Raw genomic sequence first — 19045 nt, forward strand, 5'->3', positions numbered from 1 at the left:
GGGTTTCAGCTTTGCGACGCACGTGGCACGAAGTCGTTGGCCACGGTTTCGCCGAACGGGCCCAGCGGGTTGCCGCCAGCGAGCTTCTCGCGCACGCCCAGCGGCAGCAGCGGGAACACCAGTTCAGCGAAGCGGTAGGCTTCTTCCAGGTGCGGATAGCCCGACAGCACGAAGTGGTCGAGCCCCAGGTCTGCGTATTCCTTGATGCGGGCAGCCACTGTTTCAGGGTCGCCCACCAGAGCCGTGCCTGCGCCACCGCGCACCAGGCCCACGCCCGCCCACAGGTTGGGGCTGATCTCCAGGTCTGCGCGGCTGCGCTTCACACCGCCAGCATGCAGCGCGGCCATGCGGCGCTGGCCTTCGGAGTCCATGCGCGCAAAGACCGACTGCGCACGCGCCACCGTTTCGTCGTCCACATGGCTGATGAGTTCTTCAGCCGCGGCCCAGGCCTGCGCCTCGGTCTCGCGCACGATGACGTGCAGGCGGATGCCGAATTTCACGGTGCGGCCGTGTTTGGCGGCACGGGCGCGCACGTCGGCCACCTTCCTGGCGACCTCGGCCGGGGGCTCGCCCCAGGTGAGGTAGGTCTCGACCTGCTCGGCCGCCAGGTCGTGCGCTGCGTCGGACGAGCCGCCGAAGTACACCGGCGGATGCGGCTCCTGCAGCGGCGGGAACAGCAGCTTGGCGCCTTTGACGGACAGGTGCTTACCCTCGTAGTCGAAGGTCTCGCCCCGATGGCTGCGCGTGAGGATCTCGCGCCAGATGCGGATGAACTCGGCCGACTGCTCGTAGCGCGTGGCGTGGTCCAGGAACACGCCATCGCCCTCCAGCTCCGCGCGGTCGCCACCGGTCACTAGGTTGATGAGCAAGCGCCCGCCCGACAGGCGGTCGAAGGTGGCGGCCATGCGGGCGGCCAGCGCGGGCTGGTGCAGGCCGGGGCGCACCGCGACCAGGAACTTGAGCTTCTTCGTGACCGCCAGCAGGCTCGATGCGATCACCCACGGGTCTTCGCACGAGCGGCCGGTGGGAATGAGCACGCCTTCGTAGCCCAGGCTGTCGGCGGCCACTGCCACCTGCTGCAGGTATTCGAGACTGAGCTGGCGTGCGCCCTTGGCCGTGCCAAGGTAACGGCTGTCGCCGTGGGTGGGGATGAACCAGTAGATTTTCATGGTGTCGCTTTGCCGTGTGGGGGTCATCAATAGGAGAAGGCCAGGCCGTAGCCCGCCAGCGAAAAGCCGAAGCGCAATGGACAGGCCCGCATGCCCCCCGCCGCCACATCGGCACGCACACCGGCATGCACACGGTTGCGCGTGCGGACCGGCCTGCGCGCCGGCGCCTTCAGGCGCCAGGCGTTGGCCGTGGTGCGCAGCACGCGGCGTGCTGCGTCGTGGACAGGGTTTGCGGAAGCGGTGGGCATGTCAGGGCTCCTTGGTTTCAATTGCGGCGGACTGTGTGACGCATGGCGTTCAAAACTGGCGCGGCCCAGGCCAGTGCCCCCGTGGAACTGGCTCTGCCAGGCCACCGGGTGCGTCCCCCTCCCGCAGGAGAGGGGGAAGACGCGAAGCGGCTCAGGGGGTGCACCCCGGCCCCTACCACGGCGAGCGCGCCACGTCGCGCACCTGGATCCGCCGGGGAATCAGCTTCAAGTCGAAGAAGGTGTCGGCGATCCTTTGCTGTTCGGCCAGGATCTCGGGCGTGACCGGGCCCGTGCCGTACTCGGCACGCGACGTGGACAAATCGAGCACCGGCTTGGGAATGCCGAACAACGGCGCCAGCTCTGCGGCCAGCAGATCGCGATTGAGCTTGGCCCAGATATCGATCTTGTTGAGTTCTTCGATGGCGATGCGCAGCACGTCGGTGTTCTTGTCGGCGTACTGCAGCGACGAGAAGAAATACGCGCGGTTTCCGACCACGCCCGTCGCGTCCGCGAGCACGCGGGCATCCAGCGTTTTTTCAGCCGCCGCAGCAAACGGGTCCCAGATGACCCAGGCATCGATGGAGCCCTTCTCGAAAGCGGCACGCGCATCGGCCGGCGGCAGAAAGGCCACGTTCACATCGGTGTACTTCAGGCCGTGCTTTTCCAGCAGCTTGACCAGGAAGTAATGCACGTTGCTGCCCTTGTTGAGTGCAACTTTCTTGCCCTTGAGATCGGCCACGGTCTTGATGGGCGAGCCCTTGGGCAGCAGCACGCTCTCGGCCTTGGGGCGGGGCACGGTGGCGGCCACATAGGCCAGCGGGGCGCCCGCGGCCTGCGCGAAGATCGGGGGGGCTTCGCCCACGTCGCCGAAGTCGATGGAGCCGACGTTCAGTGCCTCCAGCTGCACGGGGCCGGCCGTGAACTCGGTCCATTTGATGGAGACACCCAGCGGGGTCAGGCGCTTTTCGAGCGTGCCGCGGCCCTTGAGAAGGCTCAGGAATCCCTTCTGATGGCCGATGCGGAACTCACGGGCGGGGGTTTGCGCCAACGCACCGAAGGCCGGCAGCGCGACTGCGCTGGCCGCACCCTGGACGAGGCGGCGGCGGGACAGGGAGATCGAAGTCGTCATGGTGTTCTTCTGAAGATGGATGCGTGTGCAAGGGGCCGGGGCATCAGGGCTGCGCGCCGAGCACGACGGCGTCGCTCACCTTGATGGCCTTGGGGATCAGCTTCAGCTCGAAGAACGTGTCGGCGATCTTTTGCTGGTCGGCCGCCACATCGGGCGTGATGGGCTTGACGTTGAATTCGTAGCGCTGCAGCGCCAGCTCGACCACGTCCACCGGCAGGCCTTGCAGCGGCGCGATCAGCTCTGCGGCCTGGCGCAGGTTCTTCTTGAGCCAGATGCCTTGGGCCACCGAGTCCTCGAACAGTGCCGCGACCACCTTGGGGTTCCTGGTGACGAAGTCGCGGGCACCCAGGTAGTACTGGTAGTTGTTGACCACGCCGCCCGTGCCGTCGGCCAGCACGCGGGCGCCAGTGGCTTTCTCTGCGGCGGCCTGGAACGGGTCCCAGATCACCCAGGCATCCACGTTCTTGCTCTCGAACGCGGCGCGGCCGTCGGCCGGGGCCAGGTACACGGGCTGGATGTCGGAGAGCTTGAGGCCGTTCTTCTCGAGCTGCCTGACCAGCAGGTAGTGCACGTTGCTGCCCTTGTTGAGCGCGACCTTCTTGCCCTTGAGGTCGGCCACCGACTTGATGGGCGAGTCCTTGGCCACCAGGATGGCCTCGGCGCGCGGCGCGGCGGGGTCGTGCCCGAAATAGACGAACTTGGCACCGGCGGCCTGGCCGAAGATGGGCGGTGCCTCGCCCACGTAGCCCACGTCCACGGCGCCCACGTTCAGGCCTTCCAGCAGCTGGGGGCCAGCCGGAAACTCGACCCACTTCACGCCGAAGCCCAGGGGAGCGAGCTTCTTCTCCAGCGTGCCCGCCGCTTTTTGCAGCACGAACAGGCTGGCCGACTTCTGGTAGCCGATGCGCAGCTCGCCCCTGGTCTGGGCATGCACCGGCTGCGCCAGCAGGAAGGCAGCGATCAGCACGAACGCGGTGAAGACCACGAAGCCGATGAACATGTTGCGCAGGGCGGCCAGCCCGCCGGCGGGCGGGGCATCGTGGGCGCGGTCTGAGCTGGCTGCGCCGTCGCGTGTCAGTGTGCTCATGGTGAATGTCCTTTGAATCATGAAAAAAAGGGGGCGTCTGAACCGGGCAGTGCTCCGCCCTGCCCACCGCTGCGGGCAGCGGGGCCATCGAAAGAGGGAAACGAAAAATGGGGGAGCCCGGCCGGGCCGCGGCACCCCACCGCTGTGGATGTGCGGGCGGGCGGGGCCCGTCAGACGCTACATCGCACCTGCGAGAAATGCACCGGCGCGAACCGCGTGGCCTGGGCAGGGAACGGGCGCAGCGTCTCGGTCACGAGCACGTTGACCGCATCGTCCAGCCGCGTGGCGATGTCGTCGTTCAGGTGGTAGGCGCCCTCGGGCGTCAGCGTGACCTGCGCATCGGTGGCATAGATGCCCGGCAGGATGCTCTTGGCACCCAGCGACTGCAGCACGGGGCGCAGCGCGTAGTCCAGCGCCAGCATGTGGTGCGGGCTGCCGCCGGTGGCCAGGGGCAGCACGATCTTGCCCTTGAGCGCCGTCTGCGGCAGCAGGTCCAGGAACACCTTGAGCACGCCGCTGTAGGCCGCCTTGTAAACCGGCGTGGCCACCACCAGCACGCTGGCCCGGGCCACCTGGTCGACAGCGCCCACCACGGTGGGATGGCCGAAGTCGGCCAGCAGCAAGGCCTGGGGCGACAGGTCGCGGATATGGATGCGGTCCACCAGCGCGCCGCGCACCGACAGGCGCTGGGCGACAGCGTCCAGCAGGGCGGCGGAGCGGGAACGCTCGGAGGGGCTGCCGGCGATGAGAAGAGCGGACATGAAATGTGTTTCCAGAGGGCGTGACTTGGCCAGCGCCACCGTGGATCCGGCTTCGCCGGGCCACGGGTGGCGCCCCTTGAGGGGAGGCGGCCGAAGGCCGCTTCGGGGTGAGCCTATTTTTTGGTGTAGATCTGGTCGAAGCTGGCGTTGTCGGCAAAGTGGTCCTTGGCCGCCTTGTCCCAGCCACCGAACGCGTCGTTGATGGTGAACAGGTTCAGCTTGGGGAACTGCTTGGCGTACTTGGCCTTGGCCTTGTCGGACACGGCGGGGCGGTAGAAGTGCTTGCCGGCGATGTCCTGGCCTTCTTCGGTGTACAGGTACTGCAGGTAGGCCTCGGCCACGGCGCGCGTGCCCTTCTTGTCCACGTTCTTGTCCACCACCGTCACGGCGGGCTCGGCCAGGATGGAGATCGACGGTGCGATCACGTCGAACTTGGTGCCGAATTCTTTTTCCAGCAGGTAGGCCTCGTTCTCCCAGGCGATCAGCACGTCGCCCTGGTTACGCTGGGCGAAGGTGATGGTGGAGCCGCGCGCGCCGGTGTCCAGCACGGGCACGTTGCCGTACAGCTTGGCCACGAAGTCTTTCGCCTTGGCATCGCTGCCCCCGTTCTTGCGCTTGGCGAACTCCCAGGCGGCCAGATAGTTCCAGCGGGCGCCGCCCGAGGTCTTGGGGTTGGGCGTGATCACGCTGATGCCGGGCTTGACGAGGTCGTCCCAGTCCTTGATGCCCTTGGGGTTGCCCTGACGGACCACCAGCACGATGGTCGAGGTGTAGGGCGAGCTGTTGTGGGGCAGGCGCTTTTGCCAGTCCTTGGGGATCCAGCCGCCGTTGGTATGCAGCGCGTCGGTGTCGCCGGCCAGTGCCAAGGTGGCCACGTCGGCGTCCAGCCCGTCGATGATGGAGCGCGCCTGCTTGCCCGAGCCGCCGTGCGACTGCTTGACGGTCACGTCCTGGCCGGTCTTGGCCTTCCAGTGCTTGGCGAACGCCTGGTTGAAATCCACATACAGCTCGCGCGTCGGGTCGTACGAGACATTGAGCAGCGTCACGGACTGCGCAAACGACGGCAATGCCGTCAGGGCCAAACTGCCCACCAGGGCGGCGGCAAAGGGAAACTTGATAAAGTCGCGGCGAAAGTTCATTGGAGGGCCTCTTTTTTGGAATGCAGGACGGTGCAAATCACCGATGAAGCGCATTCTGAAATCCCCTCTACAAAACTGGAACTACTGAGATTTCAGTTCTTTATATCCAAATCATCTGAGCAGCTCGCTACTGCGCTACTGCTCTCACACCAACACACAAGGAAACCCATGGCACGCACCGTCCAATGCATCAAGCTCGGCAAGGAAGCAGAGGGCCTCGACTTTCCGCCCTACCCCGGCGAGCTGGGCAAACGCATCTGGGAAAACGTGAGCAAGGAAGCCTGGGCAGGCTGGCTCAAGCACCAGACCATGCTGGTCAATGAAAACCGCCTCAATCTGGCCGACGCGCGTGCCCGCCAGTACCTGGCCCGCCAGATGGAAAACCATTTCTTTGGCGGTGGCGCAGACGCCGCGGCGGGATATGTCCCGCCCAGCGCGCAATGAAGCGCAGCGAAATGCAGCGCTGCAAAAAGTGGTTTCGCCAAAACCACTTTTTCGGCGGTGGTGCGGATGCCGCAGCGGGCTACGTCCCACCGAGCGCATGAGCCTCCATGTCAGTTTTCCGTAGCATTACCGACCACCCGCAGCCCATGAAACTGGCGCTGCCCGGGCGAGGTAGCCGCGGAACTGGATTTGCCAGGCCGCTGGCTGCGGCCCCCTCCCACGCGAAGCGTGAGAGAGGGGGACGGAGCGAAGCGACTCAGGGGGTGCGTCATCTCCGAGCCTGTTGACTGGCTGCCGGACGGCACCCCCTACAGCCCCCGTTTTGGTGACCGCTACCACAGTGAAAATGGCGGCCTGGACCAGGCCCGCCGCGTTTTCCTGCAGGGCTGCGGCCTGCCTGGCGCCTGGGCAGGGCAGCCGCAATGGCGCATTCTGGAAACGGGGTTCGGCTTCGGGCTGAACTTCCTGGTGACCTGGGCCGCCTGGCGGGCTGACCCCGCACGCCCCACCCTGCTGCACTTCGTGTCGACCGAGGCCTGGCCCGTGAGCGCGGCCGACCTGCTGCGCGCCACCACGGCCCACCCCGAGCTGACCCCCTTGGCGCAAGAGCTTCATCGCCAATGGTGGGGCCTGCTGTCCGGGGTGCACCGGCTGCGGTTCGACGGAGGCCGGGTGCTGCTCACGCTGTGTGTGGGCGATACACAGGCCGTGCTGCGCCAGCAGCAGCTGACGGTGGATTCCATCTACCTCGACGGTTTCAGCCCGCAGCGCAACCCCGGGATCTGGGACCTGCACACCCTGAAGGCCGTGGCACGCTGCTGCCGGCGCGGCACCCGCCTGTCCACCTGGACCATCGCGCGCGCGGTGCGCGACGCGCTCACCCAGTGCGGCTTCGCGGTGGCCCGTGTCCCGGGCGTGCCGCCCAAGCGCGACAACCTGCACGCCCAGTACGACCCCCACTGGGAGCCGCGCACCGCCCCCCGCGCACAGCCCGAACCCGCGCTGCCCGGCGATTGCATCGTGATCGGCGGGGGCATCGCCGGCGCGGCCAGCGCGGCCAGCCTGGCGCGCCGGGGCTGGCAGGTGCGGGTGCTGGACAGCGCCGCGGAACCCGCCGCCGGGGCCTCGGGCCTGCCGGCGGGGGTGTTCGCGCCCCATGTGTCGCCGGACGACAGCGTGCTGTCGCGCCTGTCGCGCAGCGGCGTGCGCACCACCCTGCAGCAAGCCCGATGGCTGCTGCGCGAAGGCACCGACTGGTTGGCCTGCGGCGTGCTGGAACACCGCACCGACGGCACCCCCGGGCTGGCCGCCAGCTGGGGCCAGGGGCCCGGCGTGGACTGGAGCGAGCCGGCCCCGCCGGCAACGCTGGCCGCAGCGGGCCTGGGCCGCGAAGCCACCGCGTGCTGGCACAGCCAGGGGGGCTGGATACGCCCCGCGCGCATGGCGGCCGCCCTGCTCGCGCAACCCGGCATCCACTGGCAGGGACACTGCGAGGTGGCCCGCCTGCGGCGTGTGGAGGCCGCCGGCGCGGCGCCCGTCTGGCAGGCGCTGGACGCCCGGGGCCAGGTGCTCGCCCAGGCGCCCACCGTCGTCATTGCCGCGGGCGCGGGCAGTGCGATGCTGCTGGAACACCGATGGCCCCTGCAGCCCGTGCGCGGGCAGGTGTCCTGGGGCGAGCACCAGGCAGGCCCCGGGCCCGGGGTGCCTTTTCCCGTGAATGGCAACGGCAACCTGGTGCCCCGCTTTCCGCTGGGTGACGGCCCGTGCGGCCCGGCTGCGTGGGTGATGGGCTCCACCTTCGAGCGCGATGTGGATACCCTGCCTCCGTCCGGGGCCGACGTCCAGGCGGCCCACGCGGCCAACTGGGCCAAGCTCCAGGCGCTGCTGCCCCAAACGGCCCCGGTGCTGCGCGCGGCCTTTGCCGCCGCACCGCAGGCGGCGGAGGCTGCGCCCGGCCCCCTGCACGCCTGGGCCGCCGTGCGCTGCACCGCGCCCGACCGGCTGCCGATCGTGGGTCCCGTCGACGCCGAGGCGCTGCCCGGGCTCTGGGCCTGCACAGCGATGGGCGCGCGCGGGCTGACCCTGGCGCTTCTGTGCGGCGAACTGCTGGCCGCCCGCCTGCAGGGAGAACCCCTGCCCATCGACACGAAACTCGCCAAAGCGCTGGGCAGCGAACGGTTGTAGCGGGCCTGTAACAGCTTCGTGACCGGGAATCACGGCGGCTTACCCCGTGGAAACCCGCGCCAATCCTTGCTTATAAGCAAATAGGCATATTGGAAGGACGAAACAATAGTTTGCATCCATAAGCGAGCATCCTACATTCGCACCCTATGCATGAATTGGTGTTTGTCTTCGCAGGCTTTGCGGTCGGGTTCATCGTGGGCCTGACCGGGGTCGGCGGCGGCTCGCTGATGACCCCCGTGCTGATCTTTTTCTTCGGCGTGAAGCCCCACCTGGCCATCGGCACCGACCTGCTGTTTGCCGCATTCACCAAGATGGGCGGCACCGTGAGCATGGCGCGCCAGCGCCTGGTGCCCTGGCGCGTGGTGGCCCAGCTGTGCGCGGGCAGCATTCCGGCCGCGCTGCTGGCGCTGTGGGCGCTCAAGGTCCTGGGCCCCGCCAGTGCCCAGGCGCAGCGCATCATGACGACCACGCTCGGTTTCGCGCTGCTGTTGACAGCCGCGGCCACGCTGTACAAGGTGGTGGCCTTCTCGCGCCAGCGCCAGGCGGCCGACCATGCCAAGCGCCAGGCCAGCACCGAGCAATCCACCCGCCCCCGCCACTGGAGCCTGCCCGTGCTGCTGGGCGCCGTGATCGGCACGCTGGTCACCTTCACCTCGGTGGGCGCGGGCGCCATCGGCGTCACGGTGCTGCTGCTGGTCTACCCCCTGCTACCCCTGCCCCGCGTGATCGGTGCCGACATCGCCTATGCCGTGCCATTGACCCTGGTGGCGGGTCTGGGCCATGCCACGCTGGGTTCGGTGGACTGGCCTTTGCTTGCACAATTGCTGGCTGGCTCGTTGCCGGGCATCTGGCTGGGCTCGCGCCTGGTCACCCGCACCCCCGAGCGCCTGATCCGCTCCGCGCTGTCCCTCCTGCTGGCCTGGGCAGGCGCCAAATTAATAATGATCTGATTGGTCCACGATGTATCAATACACACCCTTCGACAAGACGTTCGTCAAGCAGCGCGCCCGCCAGTTCCGCGACCAGCTCAACCGCTGGCAGGCCGGCAAACTGGCCGAGGACGACTTCCGCCCCCTGCGCCTGCAAAACGGCTGGTACGTGCAGCGCTACGCCCCCATGCTGCGCGTGGCCGTGCCCTACGGCGAGATCGCCAGCCGCCAGCTGCGCGTGCTGGCCACCATCGCCCGCGAGTACGACGAGCCCGAAGCGGCCGTGTTCAAGGCCGCCATGGAAGGCCAGGGCCTGCTGGGCACCACCTTCCTGCCCAAGAACTGCGCCCACTTCACCACGCGCACCAATGTGCAGTTCAACTGGATTCCGCTGTCCAAGAGCGCCGACGTGATGGACCTGCTGGCCACCGTGGACATGCACGGCATCCAGACCAGCGGCAACTGCATCCGCAACACCACCACCGACGCACTGGCCGGCGTGGCCGTGGATGAGATCGTGGACCCGCGCCCCTACGCGGAAATCATCCGCCAGTGGACCACGCTGCACCCGGAGTTCGCGTTCCTGCCGCGCAAGTTCAAGATCGCCATCAGCGGCGCCAAGGACGACCGCGCCGCCACCGGCTGGCACGACGTGGGCCTGCACCTGGTCAAGAACGAGGCGGGCGAGATCGGCTTCAAGGTGTTCGTGGGCGGCGGCATGGGCCGCACGCCGGTGATCGGCACGGTGATCCGCGAGTTCCTGCCCTGGAATCAGATCATGAATTACATCGAGGCCATCGTGCGCGTGTACAACGAGCACGGCCGCCGCGACAACAAGTACAAGGCCCGCATCAAGATCCTGGTCAAGTCCGAAGGCCAGCAGTACATCGACGATGTGGAAGAAGAGTACCGCCAGATCATGGAGATCGACGGCGGCCCGCACACCGTGCCCCAGGCCGAGTTCGACCGCGTGGCGGCCTGCTTTGTGCCCCCCAAGCTGGCCGACATTGCCGACGTGGCCCCCGCAGCCTTGCAGGCGTCGCTGGACGCACAGGCGGCAGAGCATGTGATGTTTGGCCGCTGGCTCAAGCGCAACGTGCACGCGCACCAGAACCCGCAGCTGCGCGCCGTGACGCTGTCGTTCAAGCGCCCCGGCCAGTCGCCCGGCGACGCGACCAGCGACCAGCTGATCGCCGTGGCCGACCTGGTGGACAAGTATTCCGCCGGCGAAGCCCGCGTGACGCACGACCAGAACGTGGTGCTGCCCTGGGTGCATGCCAGCCGCCTGTTCGAGCTGTGGCAAGAGGCCAAGGCCCTGGGCCTGGCCAGCGCCAACGTGCAGCTGCTCACCGACATGATCGCCTGCCCCGGCGGCGACTTCTGCGCGCTGGCCAACGCCCGCTCGCTGCCGATCGCCGAGGCCATCACCCAGCGCTACCAGGACCTGGACGAGCTCGACGACATCGGCGAGATCGACCTGCACATCAGCGGCTGCATCAACAGCTGCGGCCACCACCACAGCGGCCACATCGGCATCCTGGGCGTCGACAAGGACGGCAAGGAGTGGTACCAGGTCACGCTCGGCGGCTCCGACGGCTCCGACCTGTCGGGCGCCGCCGTGGCCGGCAAGGTGATCGGCCCTTCGTTCTCGGCCGCCGAAGTGCCCGATGTGATCGAAGCCGTGCTCACCACCTACCGCAGCCTGCGCGAAAGCGGCGAGAGCTTTCAGAACACCGTGCGCCGCACCGGCCTGGACCCCTTCAAGGAAGCCGCCAAGACTGCCCGCCACCCCGCCAAGGAAGAGCTGGCCACGGCCTGATCGCCAGCCGCCACGCCCTGATAAGACCCATGAAAATTCTTGCCTCCCAAGACCACCAGCCGCCCGCAGAGGGCGATGCCCGCGCCGTGGCGCTGGCCAACGATGCCGATGCACTGGCCCTGCCGCTCGACGGCGTCGAGCGCGTGGACCTGCACTTCCCCAGCTTCACCGATGGCCGCGCGTTCAGCCAGGCCTTCTTGCTGCGCCGCCGCCGCGGCTTCAAAGGCGACATCCGCGCCACGGGCGACGTGCTGATCGACCAGCTGGTGCAGATGCAGCGCACGGGCTTTTCGTCGGCCGTGCTGCGCGATGGCGTGGACCCGGCCGATGCGCAGCGCCAGTTCGAGATGTTCCCCGGCTTCTACCAGGGCGACGCGGTGCACCCGCAGCCTCTCTTTGCCGACAAGGCTGCCGCCTGAGCCAGGCCCGCAGCGCTGCTACGCACACCCACGAACACCCACCATGAGCCAATTCGATCTCGCACGCGTCAATGCCGACCTGGGCCGCAATGCCGAAGGCCTCGTCGCCTGGGCACTGGGCCTGGGCCAGAGCCCCATCGTCACCACCAACTTCCGTCCCTTCGAGGCGGTGATCCTGCACATGGTGTCCGCGGTGAACCCCGATGTGCCGGTGGTCTGGATGGACAACGGCTACAACACCGAAGCCACCTACCGCTTTGCCGACGAGGTGACAAAGCAGCTGGGCCTGAACCTCAAGATCTACCTGCCGCGCCGCTCGCGCGCGCACCGCGAAGCCGTGGAGGGCGCAACGCCTGCACTGGACGACCCGCGCCACGCAGCGTTCACCGAAGAAGTGAAGCTCGAGCCCTTTGCCCGCGCCTTGCGCGAGACCGCGCCCAAGGTGTGGTTCACCGCGCTGCGCGCCACCGACACCGCCGTGCGCGCACAGATGGACCCGGTGAGCATCAACCCCGACGGCCTGATCAAGGTGGCGCCGCTGCTGCACTGGTCGTCCAAGGACCTGCACGAATACTGCGTCCAGCACGGCCTGCCCAACAACTTCGACTATGTGGACCCGACCAAGGGCGAAGAGAACCGCGAGTGCGGCCTGCACATCGCGCATTGACCTCGAAAATGACTCCCCCTGAGCCGCTTCGCGTCTTCCCCCTCTCTCGCTGCGCGGGAGGGGGACGCACCCGGTGGCCCGGCAAAGCCGGTTCCACGGGTGCACTGGTCTCGAGTGCGCCAGTGGCATGCGCCGCAGCCTTTGAACTGATGACCGAGAGCACCCGACCATGAACGCACGCACCGACTCAGCGCTGCTTGAGAAGAAAACCAACAATATGAGCCACCACCTGAACAATTCGCACCTCGACGCCCTGGAAGAGGAAACCATCTTCATCCTGCGCGAAGTGGCCGCCGCCTTCGAGCGCCCCACCCTGCTGTTCTCGGGCGGCAAGGATTCGCTGGTCATGCTCAAGTGCGCCGAAAAAGCGTTTGGCACCAAGGCCAGCGGCGGCGGCATTCCCTACCCGCTGCTCATGATCGACACGGGCCACAACTTCCCCGAGGTCACGGACTTCCGCGACTTCCGTGCCAAGGAGCTGGGTGCCGAACTCATCGTGCGCAGCGTCGAGGACTCGATGGCGCGCGGCACCGTGCGCCTGGCCCACCCCGGCGAATCGCGCAACGTGCACCAGTCGGTCACGCTGCTCGAAGCGATCGAGGAATTCCGCTTCGACGCGCTCATCGGCGGCGCCCGCCGCGACGAGGAAAAGGCCCGCGCCAAGGAGCGCATCTTCTCGCACCGCGACAGCTTCGGCCAGTGGCAGCCCAAGGCCCAGCGCCCCGAGCTGTGGACCCTGTTCAACACCCGCCTGCAGCCCGGCGAACACTTCCGCGTGTTCCCCATCAGCAACTGGACCGAACTCGACGTGTGGCAGTACATCGACCGCGAGAGCATCGCGCTGCCCAGCATCTACTACACGCACAAGCGACAGGTGGTGGACCGCAAGGGCCTCCTGATGCCGGTGACCGAGCTGACCCCGCCGCGCGAGGGCGAGACGGTGCAGACGCGCGACGTGCGTTTTCGCACGGTGGGCGACATCACCTGCACCGCACCGGTGGAGAGCACGGCGGCCACGGCCGCCGACATCGTGATCGAGACCCTGGCCGCCGACGTGAGCGAGCGCGGCGCGACGCGCATGGATGACAAGACCAGCGACGCCTCGATGGAAAAGCGCAAGAAAGACGGGTACTTCTGATGACCACTATGAATTCGATAGCTACTAGCGCTTATGCATCAAGCGCTGGCGGCCAAAATGACCACATTTCCGCCCTGAAGTTCATCACCTGCGGCTCGGTGGACGATGGCAAGAGCACATTGATCGGCCGCCTGCTGGTGGACAGCAAGGCCGTGCTGCAGGACCACCTTGCCGGCGTACAGCGCCAGGGCGAAACCGACCTGGCCCTGCTCACCGACGGCCTCAGCGCAGAGCGCGAGCAAGGCATCACCATCGACGTGGCCTACCGCTACTTCGCCACCGAAGAGCGCAAGTTCATCATCGGCGACGCGCCCGGCCACGAGCAGTACACCCGCAACATGGTCACGGCCGCCAGCAGCGCCGACGCGGCCGTGGTGCTGGTCGATGCCACCAAGCTCGACTGGAAGAACGCCGACCTCGCCCTGCTGCCGCAAACCCGCCGCCACAGCCTGCTGGCCCACCTGCTGCGCGTGCATTCGCTGGTGTTCGCCGTGAACAAGCTCGACGCGGTGGAAGACCCCGCCCTCGCCTGGAAGCACATCCAGGGCGCGCTGGCGGCGTTTGCCCAGGCCGCCGGCATCGCCGTGCGTGCGACGGTGCCCGTGTCGGCGCTCAAGGGCTGGAACGTGGTGGACGCCCACGCGGGCTGGTGCGGCTACGAGGGCCCCACGCTGCTGCAGGTGCTCGAAGCCCTGCCCAACACGCCCCCCGACACGGCGCTGCCCCTGGCCTTCCCGGTGCAGTGGGTCGAGAAGTTCTCGTCCTCGTCCGACACATCCCAAGGCCGCCGCGTGTTCTGGGGCCGTGTGGCCTCGGGCAATGTCACCCCCGGCACACCGGTGCAGATCTTCCCCAGCGGCCAGCTGGCCACCGTGGCCCAGGTGCTGGACCATGCCCGCCGCCCCACCGACGTGCCCGCTGGCACCAGCGCCGGTTTCATCCTCGACCGCGAGGTGGACGTCTCGCGCGGCGACTGGATTCTGGCCGCGCCTGCGGCCACCACCGCCCCCGCCGAGGACGACTTCGACACGCCGGCCAGCGTGCCCGCATGGCCCGCCAGCCGCGAGCTGCGCACCACCGTGGCCTGGATGGATGACGAACCCCTGGTCGCCGGCCGCGTGTACTGGGCGCTGCACGGCCACCGCTGGGTCAAGGCCAAGGTCAAGGCCGTGGTGCACAAGCTCAACATCCACACGCTGGCCGAGGAAGCCGCCACGCAGCTCGACCCCAACGCCATCGGCCATGTGGACCTGCTGCTGCAGGAGCCGATCCCCGCCGCAGCCTTCGGCAAGGCCCGGGTGCTCGGATCGCTGATCCTGGTGGACACCGCGAGCCACAAAACCGCTGGCGCCGTGCTGGTCAACTGATCCAGATCAGCGCCACCCCCCCAAGTCACCCCATCCGGGGAAGGGGCCCTGTAACCAAAGGTCGGTGAAAGCTTCTAAAATTGAGGGTTTTCACCGACCCACACAACCTTTGTCATGACCCACGTCGTCTCCGAAAACTGCATCAAGTGCAAGTACACCGATTGTGTGGACGTGTGCCCCGTGGACTGCTTCCGCGAAGGCCCGAACATGCTCGTCATCGATCCCGACGAGTGCATCGACTGCGCCGTCTGCATCCCTGAGTGCCCGGCCAACGCCATCTTTGCCGAAGAAGACCTGCCGGCCGACCAGATCGCCTTCATCAAGCTCAATGCCGACCTGGCCTTCGCCGACGGCTGGAAGAGCATCACCAAGCGCAAGCCCGCGCTGCCCGACGCCGACGAGTGGAACGGCAAGCCGGGCAAGGTCAACGAACTGGTCAAGTGACCTCCCTGAGTCGCTTCGCGCCATCCCCCAAAGGGGACGCCACCAGTGGCCTGGCAAAGCCAGTTCCACGGGTGCACAGGTCTTTGGCAGCGCCAGTTTCGGGCGCTGCGCGCGTGGCTTGAGCATGATTCAAGAAACCGACGCCGTCGTCATCGGCGCGGGTCCCGTGGGCCTGTTCCAGGTCTTCCAGCTGGGCCTGCAAGGCATCACCGCCCACCTGATCGACGCCCTGCCTCATGCGGGTGGCCAGTGCGTCGAGCTGTACGGCGACAAACCCATCTACGACATCCCGGGCATCCCGGTGTGCACCGGGCGCGAGCTGGCCGGTTTGCTGCTTCAGCAGATTGCGCCGTTCAAGACCCAGTGGCACCTGGGCACGCTGGTCTCCGCACTCACCGTGCAGGCCGATGGGCGCCTGCTGGTCGAAACCTCGCAAGGTGCGCAGCTGCTGGCCCGCAGCGTGTTCATTGCCGCCGGCGTGGGCGCCTTTGTGCCGCGCACGCTCAAGGTGGACGGCATCGAGCGCTTTGTGGGCACCCAGGTCCACTACCAGAACCTGCCCTCCACGGCCCACGTGGCCGGACGCCATGTGGTCGTGCACGGCGGCGACGAGCCCGCCGTGGCCCGCGCCGTGGAACTGGCCGAACAAGGCCAGGCCGCCCGCGTGAGCCTGCTGCACCGCCGCGATGTGTTCCAGGCCCCGGATGCCCTGCTGCAGCGCCTGCAGCAACTGCGCGATGCGGGCCGCATCCACGTCGAGGCCGCGCAGATCACCGGCCTTGAGACCGCTGGCGACCAGCTGACCGCCTTGCAGGTGGTGGACGCCGATGGCAGCAGCCGCGCCCTGCCGCTCGACGTGCTGGTGGCCGTGCTCGGCATCTCCCCCCGGCTCGGGCCCATCGCCGACTGGGGCATCGCCCTGGAGCGCAAGCAACTCGTGGTGGACACCGAGGCCTTCCGCACCAGCGTGCCCGGCATCCACGCCGTAGGCGACATCAACACCTACCCCGGCAAACGCAAGCTCATCCTGTGCGGCTTCCACGAGGCCACGCTGGCGGCCTTTGGCGCGGCCGAGGCGCTCAAGGGCGGCAAGGTGGCGCTGCAATACACCACCACGAGCCCACGGCTGCACCAGCTGCTGGGTGTGGCGCCGGCCTCTGCGCCTGCCGCCAGCACGTAGTCCAGGCGGATCAGGGCACCACCATGCCGTGCCCGAACGGCGCGCCCACAAATAAGCACAAAATGTCCAAAAGGCGCGCAAGCGCCCGGCACGATGGCGTCTCCCGGCAACACCATCAGGAGCACACCATGAGCCAACAACCCCTTCAATCCATCTGGGACACCTACACCGCGTCGTGGAAGACCGATTCGGCCGCGGACCGCACAGCCCTTTTTACCCAGTCCCTCGACCCCGCCTGTACCTACAACGACCCGCTGGCCACCGCCCAGGGCTGGACCCAGCTGACCGCCTACATGGACGACTTCCACCGCCAGGTGCCCGGCGGGCATTTCGTGACCCACTATTTCGCCAGCCACAACCAGCAGAGCATCGCCAAATGGAACATGGTGGATGGCAGCGGACAGGTGATCGGGGAAGGCGTGAGCTACGGCCGGTACAACGACCAGAACCGGCTCGTGGCCATGACCGGCTTCTTTGAAACCCCGTGAACGGACGCCAACGTGCTTTATCTGCGGCAAATCCAGGAGGGCATCGATTTCATCGAAGCCCATCTCGAATCCGACATCCAGCTTTCCGAGGTGGCGCGGGCCGCGGGGATGAGCCAGTGGCACTTCCAGCGGATCTTCAAGGCGCTGACCAACGAAACCCTGAAGACCTACATCCGCTCGCGCCGGTTCTCGCGGGCGCTGGAGCAGTTGACCAGCACGCGGCTGAGCGTGCTCGACATCGCACTGGCGTCCGGGTACGAGACGCAGGAAAGCTTCACGCGCGCGTTTCGGGATTGCTTTCGGCTCACGCCGTCGCAGTACCGCAAGATGGGCAACCGCTCGCTGTTCGTGCGCAAGATCCGGTTTGACGAAAGCTACCTCGCGCACATTCACCACAACATCTCCCTGGCACCCGACATAAAGGAGCAGCCCGCCATGCAGCTGGTCGGGCTGCCCACGGACTACTACGGCATCGATTCCGAAAAGAACAACCTGGGCCAGAAGCTGCCGCCCCTGTGGGCGAAATTCCTGCCCCGGCTGGGCGAGATTGCGAACACCGTGCCCGGGGTCTGCTATGGCGTCGTGGCACCGGCGGGGCCCCACACGGAAGCGCTGCGCTACCTGGCCTGCATCGAGGTGAAGGGCCCCGGCGCCTTGCCACCGGGCATGGTGGCCATGGAAATCCCCGCATCGACCTATGCGCGCTTCACCCACCGGGGCCCTGCGCAGAATGTCGATGCGACGGTGAACTACATCTACTCCAGCTGGCTGCTGTCGGCGGGCCCATCGCACACCCTGGGGCCGGATCTGGAAATCTACGGTGCCCAGTACCACCCGACGTCCGGCGACTCGGTGATGCACTACGCGATCCCGATTGCCCGCCCCGCGCCCTGAGCGCCCCACTACAATGGCCCCGCGTTCCTTCTGGAACGCCCACGCTAGGGGTGTCGGGACCGGGCCACCGGAACCGACTGAGAGAGTCCCTTTGAACCTGATTGAGATCATCCTCGCGCAGGGAAGCACGTCCGCCTCGGCACAGCCCAGAATGAAATGACTTTGGGGTGCGCTGGCGGGCCGCCCCTGCTCTGTACTGCCACGGAGCCTGCCATGTCCTCATCCCCCGCCGCGCCCGCCACCAACGAAGCGCTGGCCCCCGTCTCCCCCGACCGCCGCGTCTTCCAATGGCACGACCACGCCTCGCTCTGGTTCAGCCTGGGCGTGGGCCTGCTGGTCATGCAGGTGGGCGCCTACCTGATGCCCGCGCTGGGCACGCAAGAGGCGCTGATCGCCATCGTCTGCGGCTCCATCGTGGGCGCGGGCCTGCTGGGCTGGGTGGCCAAGCTGGGCTGCGACAGCGGCCTGGCCAGCGCCGGGCTGATGCATGCCGTCTATGGCAGCACGTTCGCCAGCCTGCCGATCGGCCTGAACATCGTGCAACTGGTCGGCTGGGGCACGTTCGAGCTGGTGGTGATGCGCGACGCTACGGTGGCCATCGGCCAGCAGTCCGGCACCATGGCTGGCGCGCATTGGCCCGTGCTGGCCACGCTGCTGTGGGGCGGCGTGGTGATGCTGCTCATCAGCGGATCGATGGTGCAGCTGGTGCGCAAGGTGATCGCGCGCGTGGCGCTGCCGCTGGTGGTGCTGTCGCTGCTGTGGCTGTCGTGGCAGTTCCTGTCGCTGGCGCAGGCCCAGGGTTTTGAAGCGCTGTGGACGCGCAAGGGCGAAGGCGGCATGGGCGTGCTGCCCGCGCTGGACCTGGTGATCGCGATGCCCATCTCGTGGCTGCCGCTGGTGGCCGACTATGCGCGCCACGGCAAGAACGGCGGCTCCGCATTGCGCGGCACCTGGCTGGGCTATGCGCTGGCCAACATGTGGTGCTACACGCTCGGTGTGCTGGTGGCGTTGACCTTGCCGAGCAAGGACCTGGTGCAGGCCCTGCTGCTGGCCCAGGGCGGGCTGATCGCGCTGTCGCTGATCCTGATCGACGAGGTGGACAACGCCTATGGCGACACGTATTCGGGCGCGGTGTCGGCACACAGCCTGCTGCCGCGCTGGGGCGTACGCAAGTGGGGCCTGGCCATGGCTGTGGTGTGTACCGGCCTCGCGCTGGTGCTGCCCATGCACAGCCTGGAGCCATTTTTGCTGCTGCTCAGCTCGGTGTTCGTGCCGCTGTTCGGCGTGATCCTGGGGCGGCTGGCCTTTGGCGCCAACGCAACCGCGCTGCTCGCTGCGGCACGCCGGGTGAACGCGGCCCCGGTGGCGATCTGGCTGGTGGGGATTGCCGTCTACCACCTGGCTCCGCAGGTGGTACCGGGCGCGGGCTCGGCGCTGCCGGCGCTGGCGTTCAGTTTTGTGCTGGCCTGGGCCACAGGGCCACGGGTGCGTTGAACCGCTATTGAATTGTGAGCATCTAGCGCTTGCTGGATAAGCGCC

19 protein-coding genes and 1 riboswitch are annotated in these 19045 nt (G+C 67.5%); of the genes, 13 read left to right on the forward strand and 6 right to left on the reverse strand.

Features of this window, described 5'->3' with window-relative positions; translation table 11 throughout:
* Positions 1 to 5 precede the first annotated feature (5 nt).
* The 6 genes from ssuD to ACAM51_RS03230 form a co-directional block, all read right to left on the reverse strand.
* Positions 6 to 1169: an FMNH2-dependent alkanesulfonate monooxygenase gene (ssuD, locus tag ACAM51_RS03205; protein WP_369642718.1), complete on the reverse strand. Its 1164-nt coding sequence runs from the start codon at positions 1167 to 1169 to the stop codon at positions 6 to 8.
* Between the two features lie 26 nt (positions 1170 to 1195).
* Positions 1196 to 1417, reverse strand: coding sequence for a hypothetical protein (locus ACAM51_RS03210; RefSeq protein ID WP_218381706.1), 222 nt, complete (start codon positions 1415 to 1417; stop codon positions 1196 to 1198).
* 172 nt (positions 1418 to 1589) lie between these two features.
* Positions 1590 to 2546, reverse strand: a complete 957-nt coding sequence (locus ACAM51_RS03215; protein ID WP_369642719.1) for a sulfonate ABC transporter substrate-binding protein — start codon at positions 2544 to 2546, stop codon at positions 1590 to 1592.
* A gap of 43 nt (positions 2547 to 2589) precedes the next feature.
* Complete coding sequence (locus tag ACAM51_RS03220; protein WP_255591451.1) at positions 2590 to 3633, reverse strand: sulfonate ABC transporter substrate-binding protein; 1044 nt, start codon at positions 3631 to 3633, stop codon at positions 2590 to 2592.
* 170 nt (positions 3634 to 3803) lie between these two features.
* Positions 3804 to 4394, reverse strand: coding sequence for an NADPH-dependent FMN reductase (gene ssuE / locus ACAM51_RS03225; protein WP_218294609.1), 591 nt, complete (start codon positions 4392 to 4394; stop codon positions 3804 to 3806).
* Between the two features lie 113 nt (positions 4395 to 4507).
* Positions 4508 to 5533, reverse strand: coding sequence for a sulfate ABC transporter substrate-binding protein (locus ACAM51_RS03230; RefSeq protein ID WP_369642720.1), 1026 nt, complete (start codon positions 5531 to 5533; stop codon positions 4508 to 4510).
* 168 nt (positions 5534 to 5701) lie between these two features.
* Between ACAM51_RS03230 and ACAM51_RS03235 the strand changes: the two genes are divergently transcribed.
* The 13 genes from ACAM51_RS03235 (at position 5702) to ACAM51_RS03295 (ending at position 19000) form a co-directional block, all read left to right on the forward strand.
* Positions 5702 to 5977 carry an oxidative damage protection protein gene (locus tag ACAM51_RS03235; protein WP_218294608.1) on the forward strand — a complete coding sequence of 92 codons (276 nt, stop codon included), beginning with the start codon at positions 5702 to 5704 and terminating at the stop codon, positions 5975 to 5977.
* 270 nt (positions 5978 to 6247) lie between these two features.
* The gene (gene mnmC, locus ACAM51_RS03240; protein WP_369643917.1) at positions 6248 to 8161 is read left to right on the forward strand and encodes an FAD-dependent 5-carboxymethylaminomethyl-2-thiouridine(34) oxidoreductase MnmC; all 1914 of its coding nucleotides are present in this window, start codon (positions 6248 to 6250) and stop codon (positions 8159 to 8161) included.
* 146 nt (positions 8162 to 8307) lie between these two features.
* Complete coding sequence (locus tag ACAM51_RS03245) at positions 8308 to 9111, forward strand: sulfite exporter TauE/SafE family protein (RefSeq protein WP_218340995.1); 804 nt, start codon at positions 8308 to 8310, stop codon at positions 9109 to 9111.
* Between the two features lie 10 nt (positions 9112 to 9121).
* Positions 9122 to 10909, forward strand: a complete 1788-nt coding sequence (locus ACAM51_RS03250) for a nitrite/sulfite reductase (protein ID WP_369642721.1) — start codon at positions 9122 to 9124, stop codon at positions 10907 to 10909.
* A 29-nt stretch (positions 10910 to 10938) separates the two neighbouring features.
* Positions 10939 to 11328: a DUF934 domain-containing protein gene (locus ACAM51_RS03255; RefSeq protein ID WP_369642722.1), complete on the forward strand. Its 390-nt coding sequence runs from the start codon at positions 10939 to 10941 to the stop codon at positions 11326 to 11328.
* 43 nt (positions 11329 to 11371) lie between these two features.
* Positions 11372 to 11995, forward strand: coding sequence for a phosphoadenosine phosphosulfate reductase family protein (locus tag ACAM51_RS03260; RefSeq protein WP_218294604.1), 624 nt, complete (start codon positions 11372 to 11374; stop codon positions 11993 to 11995).
* A 169-nt stretch (positions 11996 to 12164) separates the two neighbouring features.
* A complete protein-coding gene (gene cysD, locus ACAM51_RS03265) occupies positions 12165 to 13133 on the forward strand; it encodes a sulfate adenylyltransferase subunit CysD (protein ID WP_218294603.1) in 969 nt (322 codons plus the stop codon).
* Positions 13133 to 14500 carry a sulfate adenylyltransferase subunit 1 gene (locus ACAM51_RS03270; protein ID WP_369642723.1) on the forward strand — a complete coding sequence of 456 codons (1368 nt, stop codon included), beginning with the start codon at positions 13133 to 13135 and terminating at the stop codon, positions 14498 to 14500. Before cysD ends, ACAM51_RS03270 begins: the two co-directional genes overlap by 1 nt.
* Positions 14501 to 14614: 114 nt before the next feature.
* On the forward strand, positions 14615 to 14944 hold the full coding sequence (gene fdxA, locus ACAM51_RS03275; RefSeq protein WP_055393870.1) for a ferredoxin FdxA: 330 nt from the start codon (positions 14615 to 14617) through the stop codon (positions 14942 to 14944).
* Positions 14945 to 15068: 124 nt separating this feature from the next.
* A complete protein-coding gene (locus ACAM51_RS03280) occupies positions 15069 to 16124 on the forward strand; it encodes an NAD(P)/FAD-dependent oxidoreductase (RefSeq protein WP_369642724.1) in 1056 nt (351 codons plus the stop codon).
* Between the two features lie 128 nt (positions 16125 to 16252).
* On the forward strand, positions 16253 to 16612 hold the full coding sequence (locus ACAM51_RS03285; protein WP_369642725.1) for a nuclear transport factor 2 family protein: 360 nt from the start codon (positions 16253 to 16255) through the stop codon (positions 16610 to 16612).
* Positions 16613 to 16624: 12 nt separating this feature from the next.
* Complete coding sequence (locus ACAM51_RS03290) at positions 16625 to 17506, forward strand: helix-turn-helix domain-containing protein (protein WP_218294599.1); 882 nt, start codon at positions 16625 to 16627, stop codon at positions 17504 to 17506.
* A gap of 36 nt (positions 17507 to 17542) precedes the next feature.
* A riboswitch (TPP riboswitch) is annotated at positions 17543 to 17647 on the forward strand.
* 72 nt (positions 17648 to 17719) lie between these two features.
* Entirely contained in the window at positions 17720 to 19000 is a 1281-nt protein-coding gene (locus ACAM51_RS03295; protein WP_369642726.1) for a cytosine permease, read from the forward strand.
* The last annotated feature ends 45 nt before the right edge of the window (positions 19001 to 19045 follow it).

Source organism: Acidovorax sp. A79, from assembly GCF_041154505.1.
Taxonomy (GTDB): domain Bacteria; phylum Pseudomonadota; class Gammaproteobacteria; order Burkholderiales; family Burkholderiaceae_C; genus Acidovorax.

What these genes read in the sequence shown, in the direction of transcription:
- ssuD (WP_369642718.1), bottom strand. Translation starts at nt 1,169, where the DNA reads ATGAAAATCTACTGGTTCATCCCCACCCACGGCGACAGCCGTTACCTT.
- ACAM51_RS03210 (WP_218381706.1), bottom strand. Translation starts at nt 1,417, where the DNA reads ATGCCCACCGCTTCCGCAAACCCTGTCCACGACGCAGCACGCCGCGTG.
- ACAM51_RS03215 (WP_369642719.1), bottom strand. Translation starts at nt 2,546, where the DNA reads ATGACGACTTCGATCTCCCTGTCCCGCCGCCGCCTCGTCCAGGGTGCG.
- ACAM51_RS03220 (WP_255591451.1), bottom strand. Translation starts at nt 3,633, where the DNA reads ATGAGCACACTGACACGCGACGGCGCAGCCAGCTCAGACCGCGCCCAC.
- ssuE (WP_218294609.1), bottom strand. Translation starts at nt 4,394, where the DNA reads ATGTCCGCTCTTCTCATCGCCGGCAGCCCCTCCGAGCGTTCCCGCTCC.
- ACAM51_RS03230 (WP_369642720.1), bottom strand. Translation starts at nt 5,533, where the DNA reads ATGAACTTTCGCCGCGACTTTATCAAGTTTCCCTTTGCCGCCGCCCTG.
- ACAM51_RS03235 (WP_218294608.1), top strand. Translation starts at nt 5,702, where the DNA reads ATGGCACGCACCGTCCAATGCATCAAGCTCGGCAAGGAAGCAGAGGGC.
- ACAM51_RS03245 (WP_218340995.1), top strand. Translation starts at nt 8,308, where the DNA reads ATGCATGAATTGGTGTTTGTCTTCGCAGGCTTTGCGGTCGGGTTCATC.
- ACAM51_RS03250 (WP_369642721.1), top strand. Translation starts at nt 9,122, where the DNA reads ATGTATCAATACACACCCTTCGACAAGACGTTCGTCAAGCAGCGCGCC.
- ACAM51_RS03255 (WP_369642722.1), top strand. Translation starts at nt 10,939, where the DNA reads ATGAAAATTCTTGCCTCCCAAGACCACCAGCCGCCCGCAGAGGGCGAT.
- ACAM51_RS03260 (WP_218294604.1), top strand. Translation starts at nt 11,372, where the DNA reads ATGAGCCAATTCGATCTCGCACGCGTCAATGCCGACCTGGGCCGCAAT.
- cysD (WP_218294603.1), top strand. Translation starts at nt 12,165, where the DNA reads ATGAACGCACGCACCGACTCAGCGCTGCTTGAGAAGAAAACCAACAAT.
- ACAM51_RS03270 (WP_369642723.1), top strand. Translation starts at nt 13,133, where the DNA reads ATGACCACTATGAATTCGATAGCTACTAGCGCTTATGCATCAAGCGCT.
- fdxA (WP_055393870.1), top strand. Translation starts at nt 14,615, where the DNA reads ATGACCCACGTCGTCTCCGAAAACTGCATCAAGTGCAAGTACACCGAT.
- ACAM51_RS03280 (WP_369642724.1), top strand. Translation starts at nt 15,069, where the DNA reads ATGATTCAAGAAACCGACGCCGTCGTCATCGGCGCGGGTCCCGTGGGC.
- ACAM51_RS03285 (WP_369642725.1), top strand. Translation starts at nt 16,253, where the DNA reads ATGAGCCAACAACCCCTTCAATCCATCTGGGACACCTACACCGCGTCG.
- ACAM51_RS03295 (WP_369642726.1), top strand. Translation starts at nt 17,720, where the DNA reads ATGTCCTCATCCCCCGCCGCGCCCGCCACCAACGAAGCGCTGGCCCCC.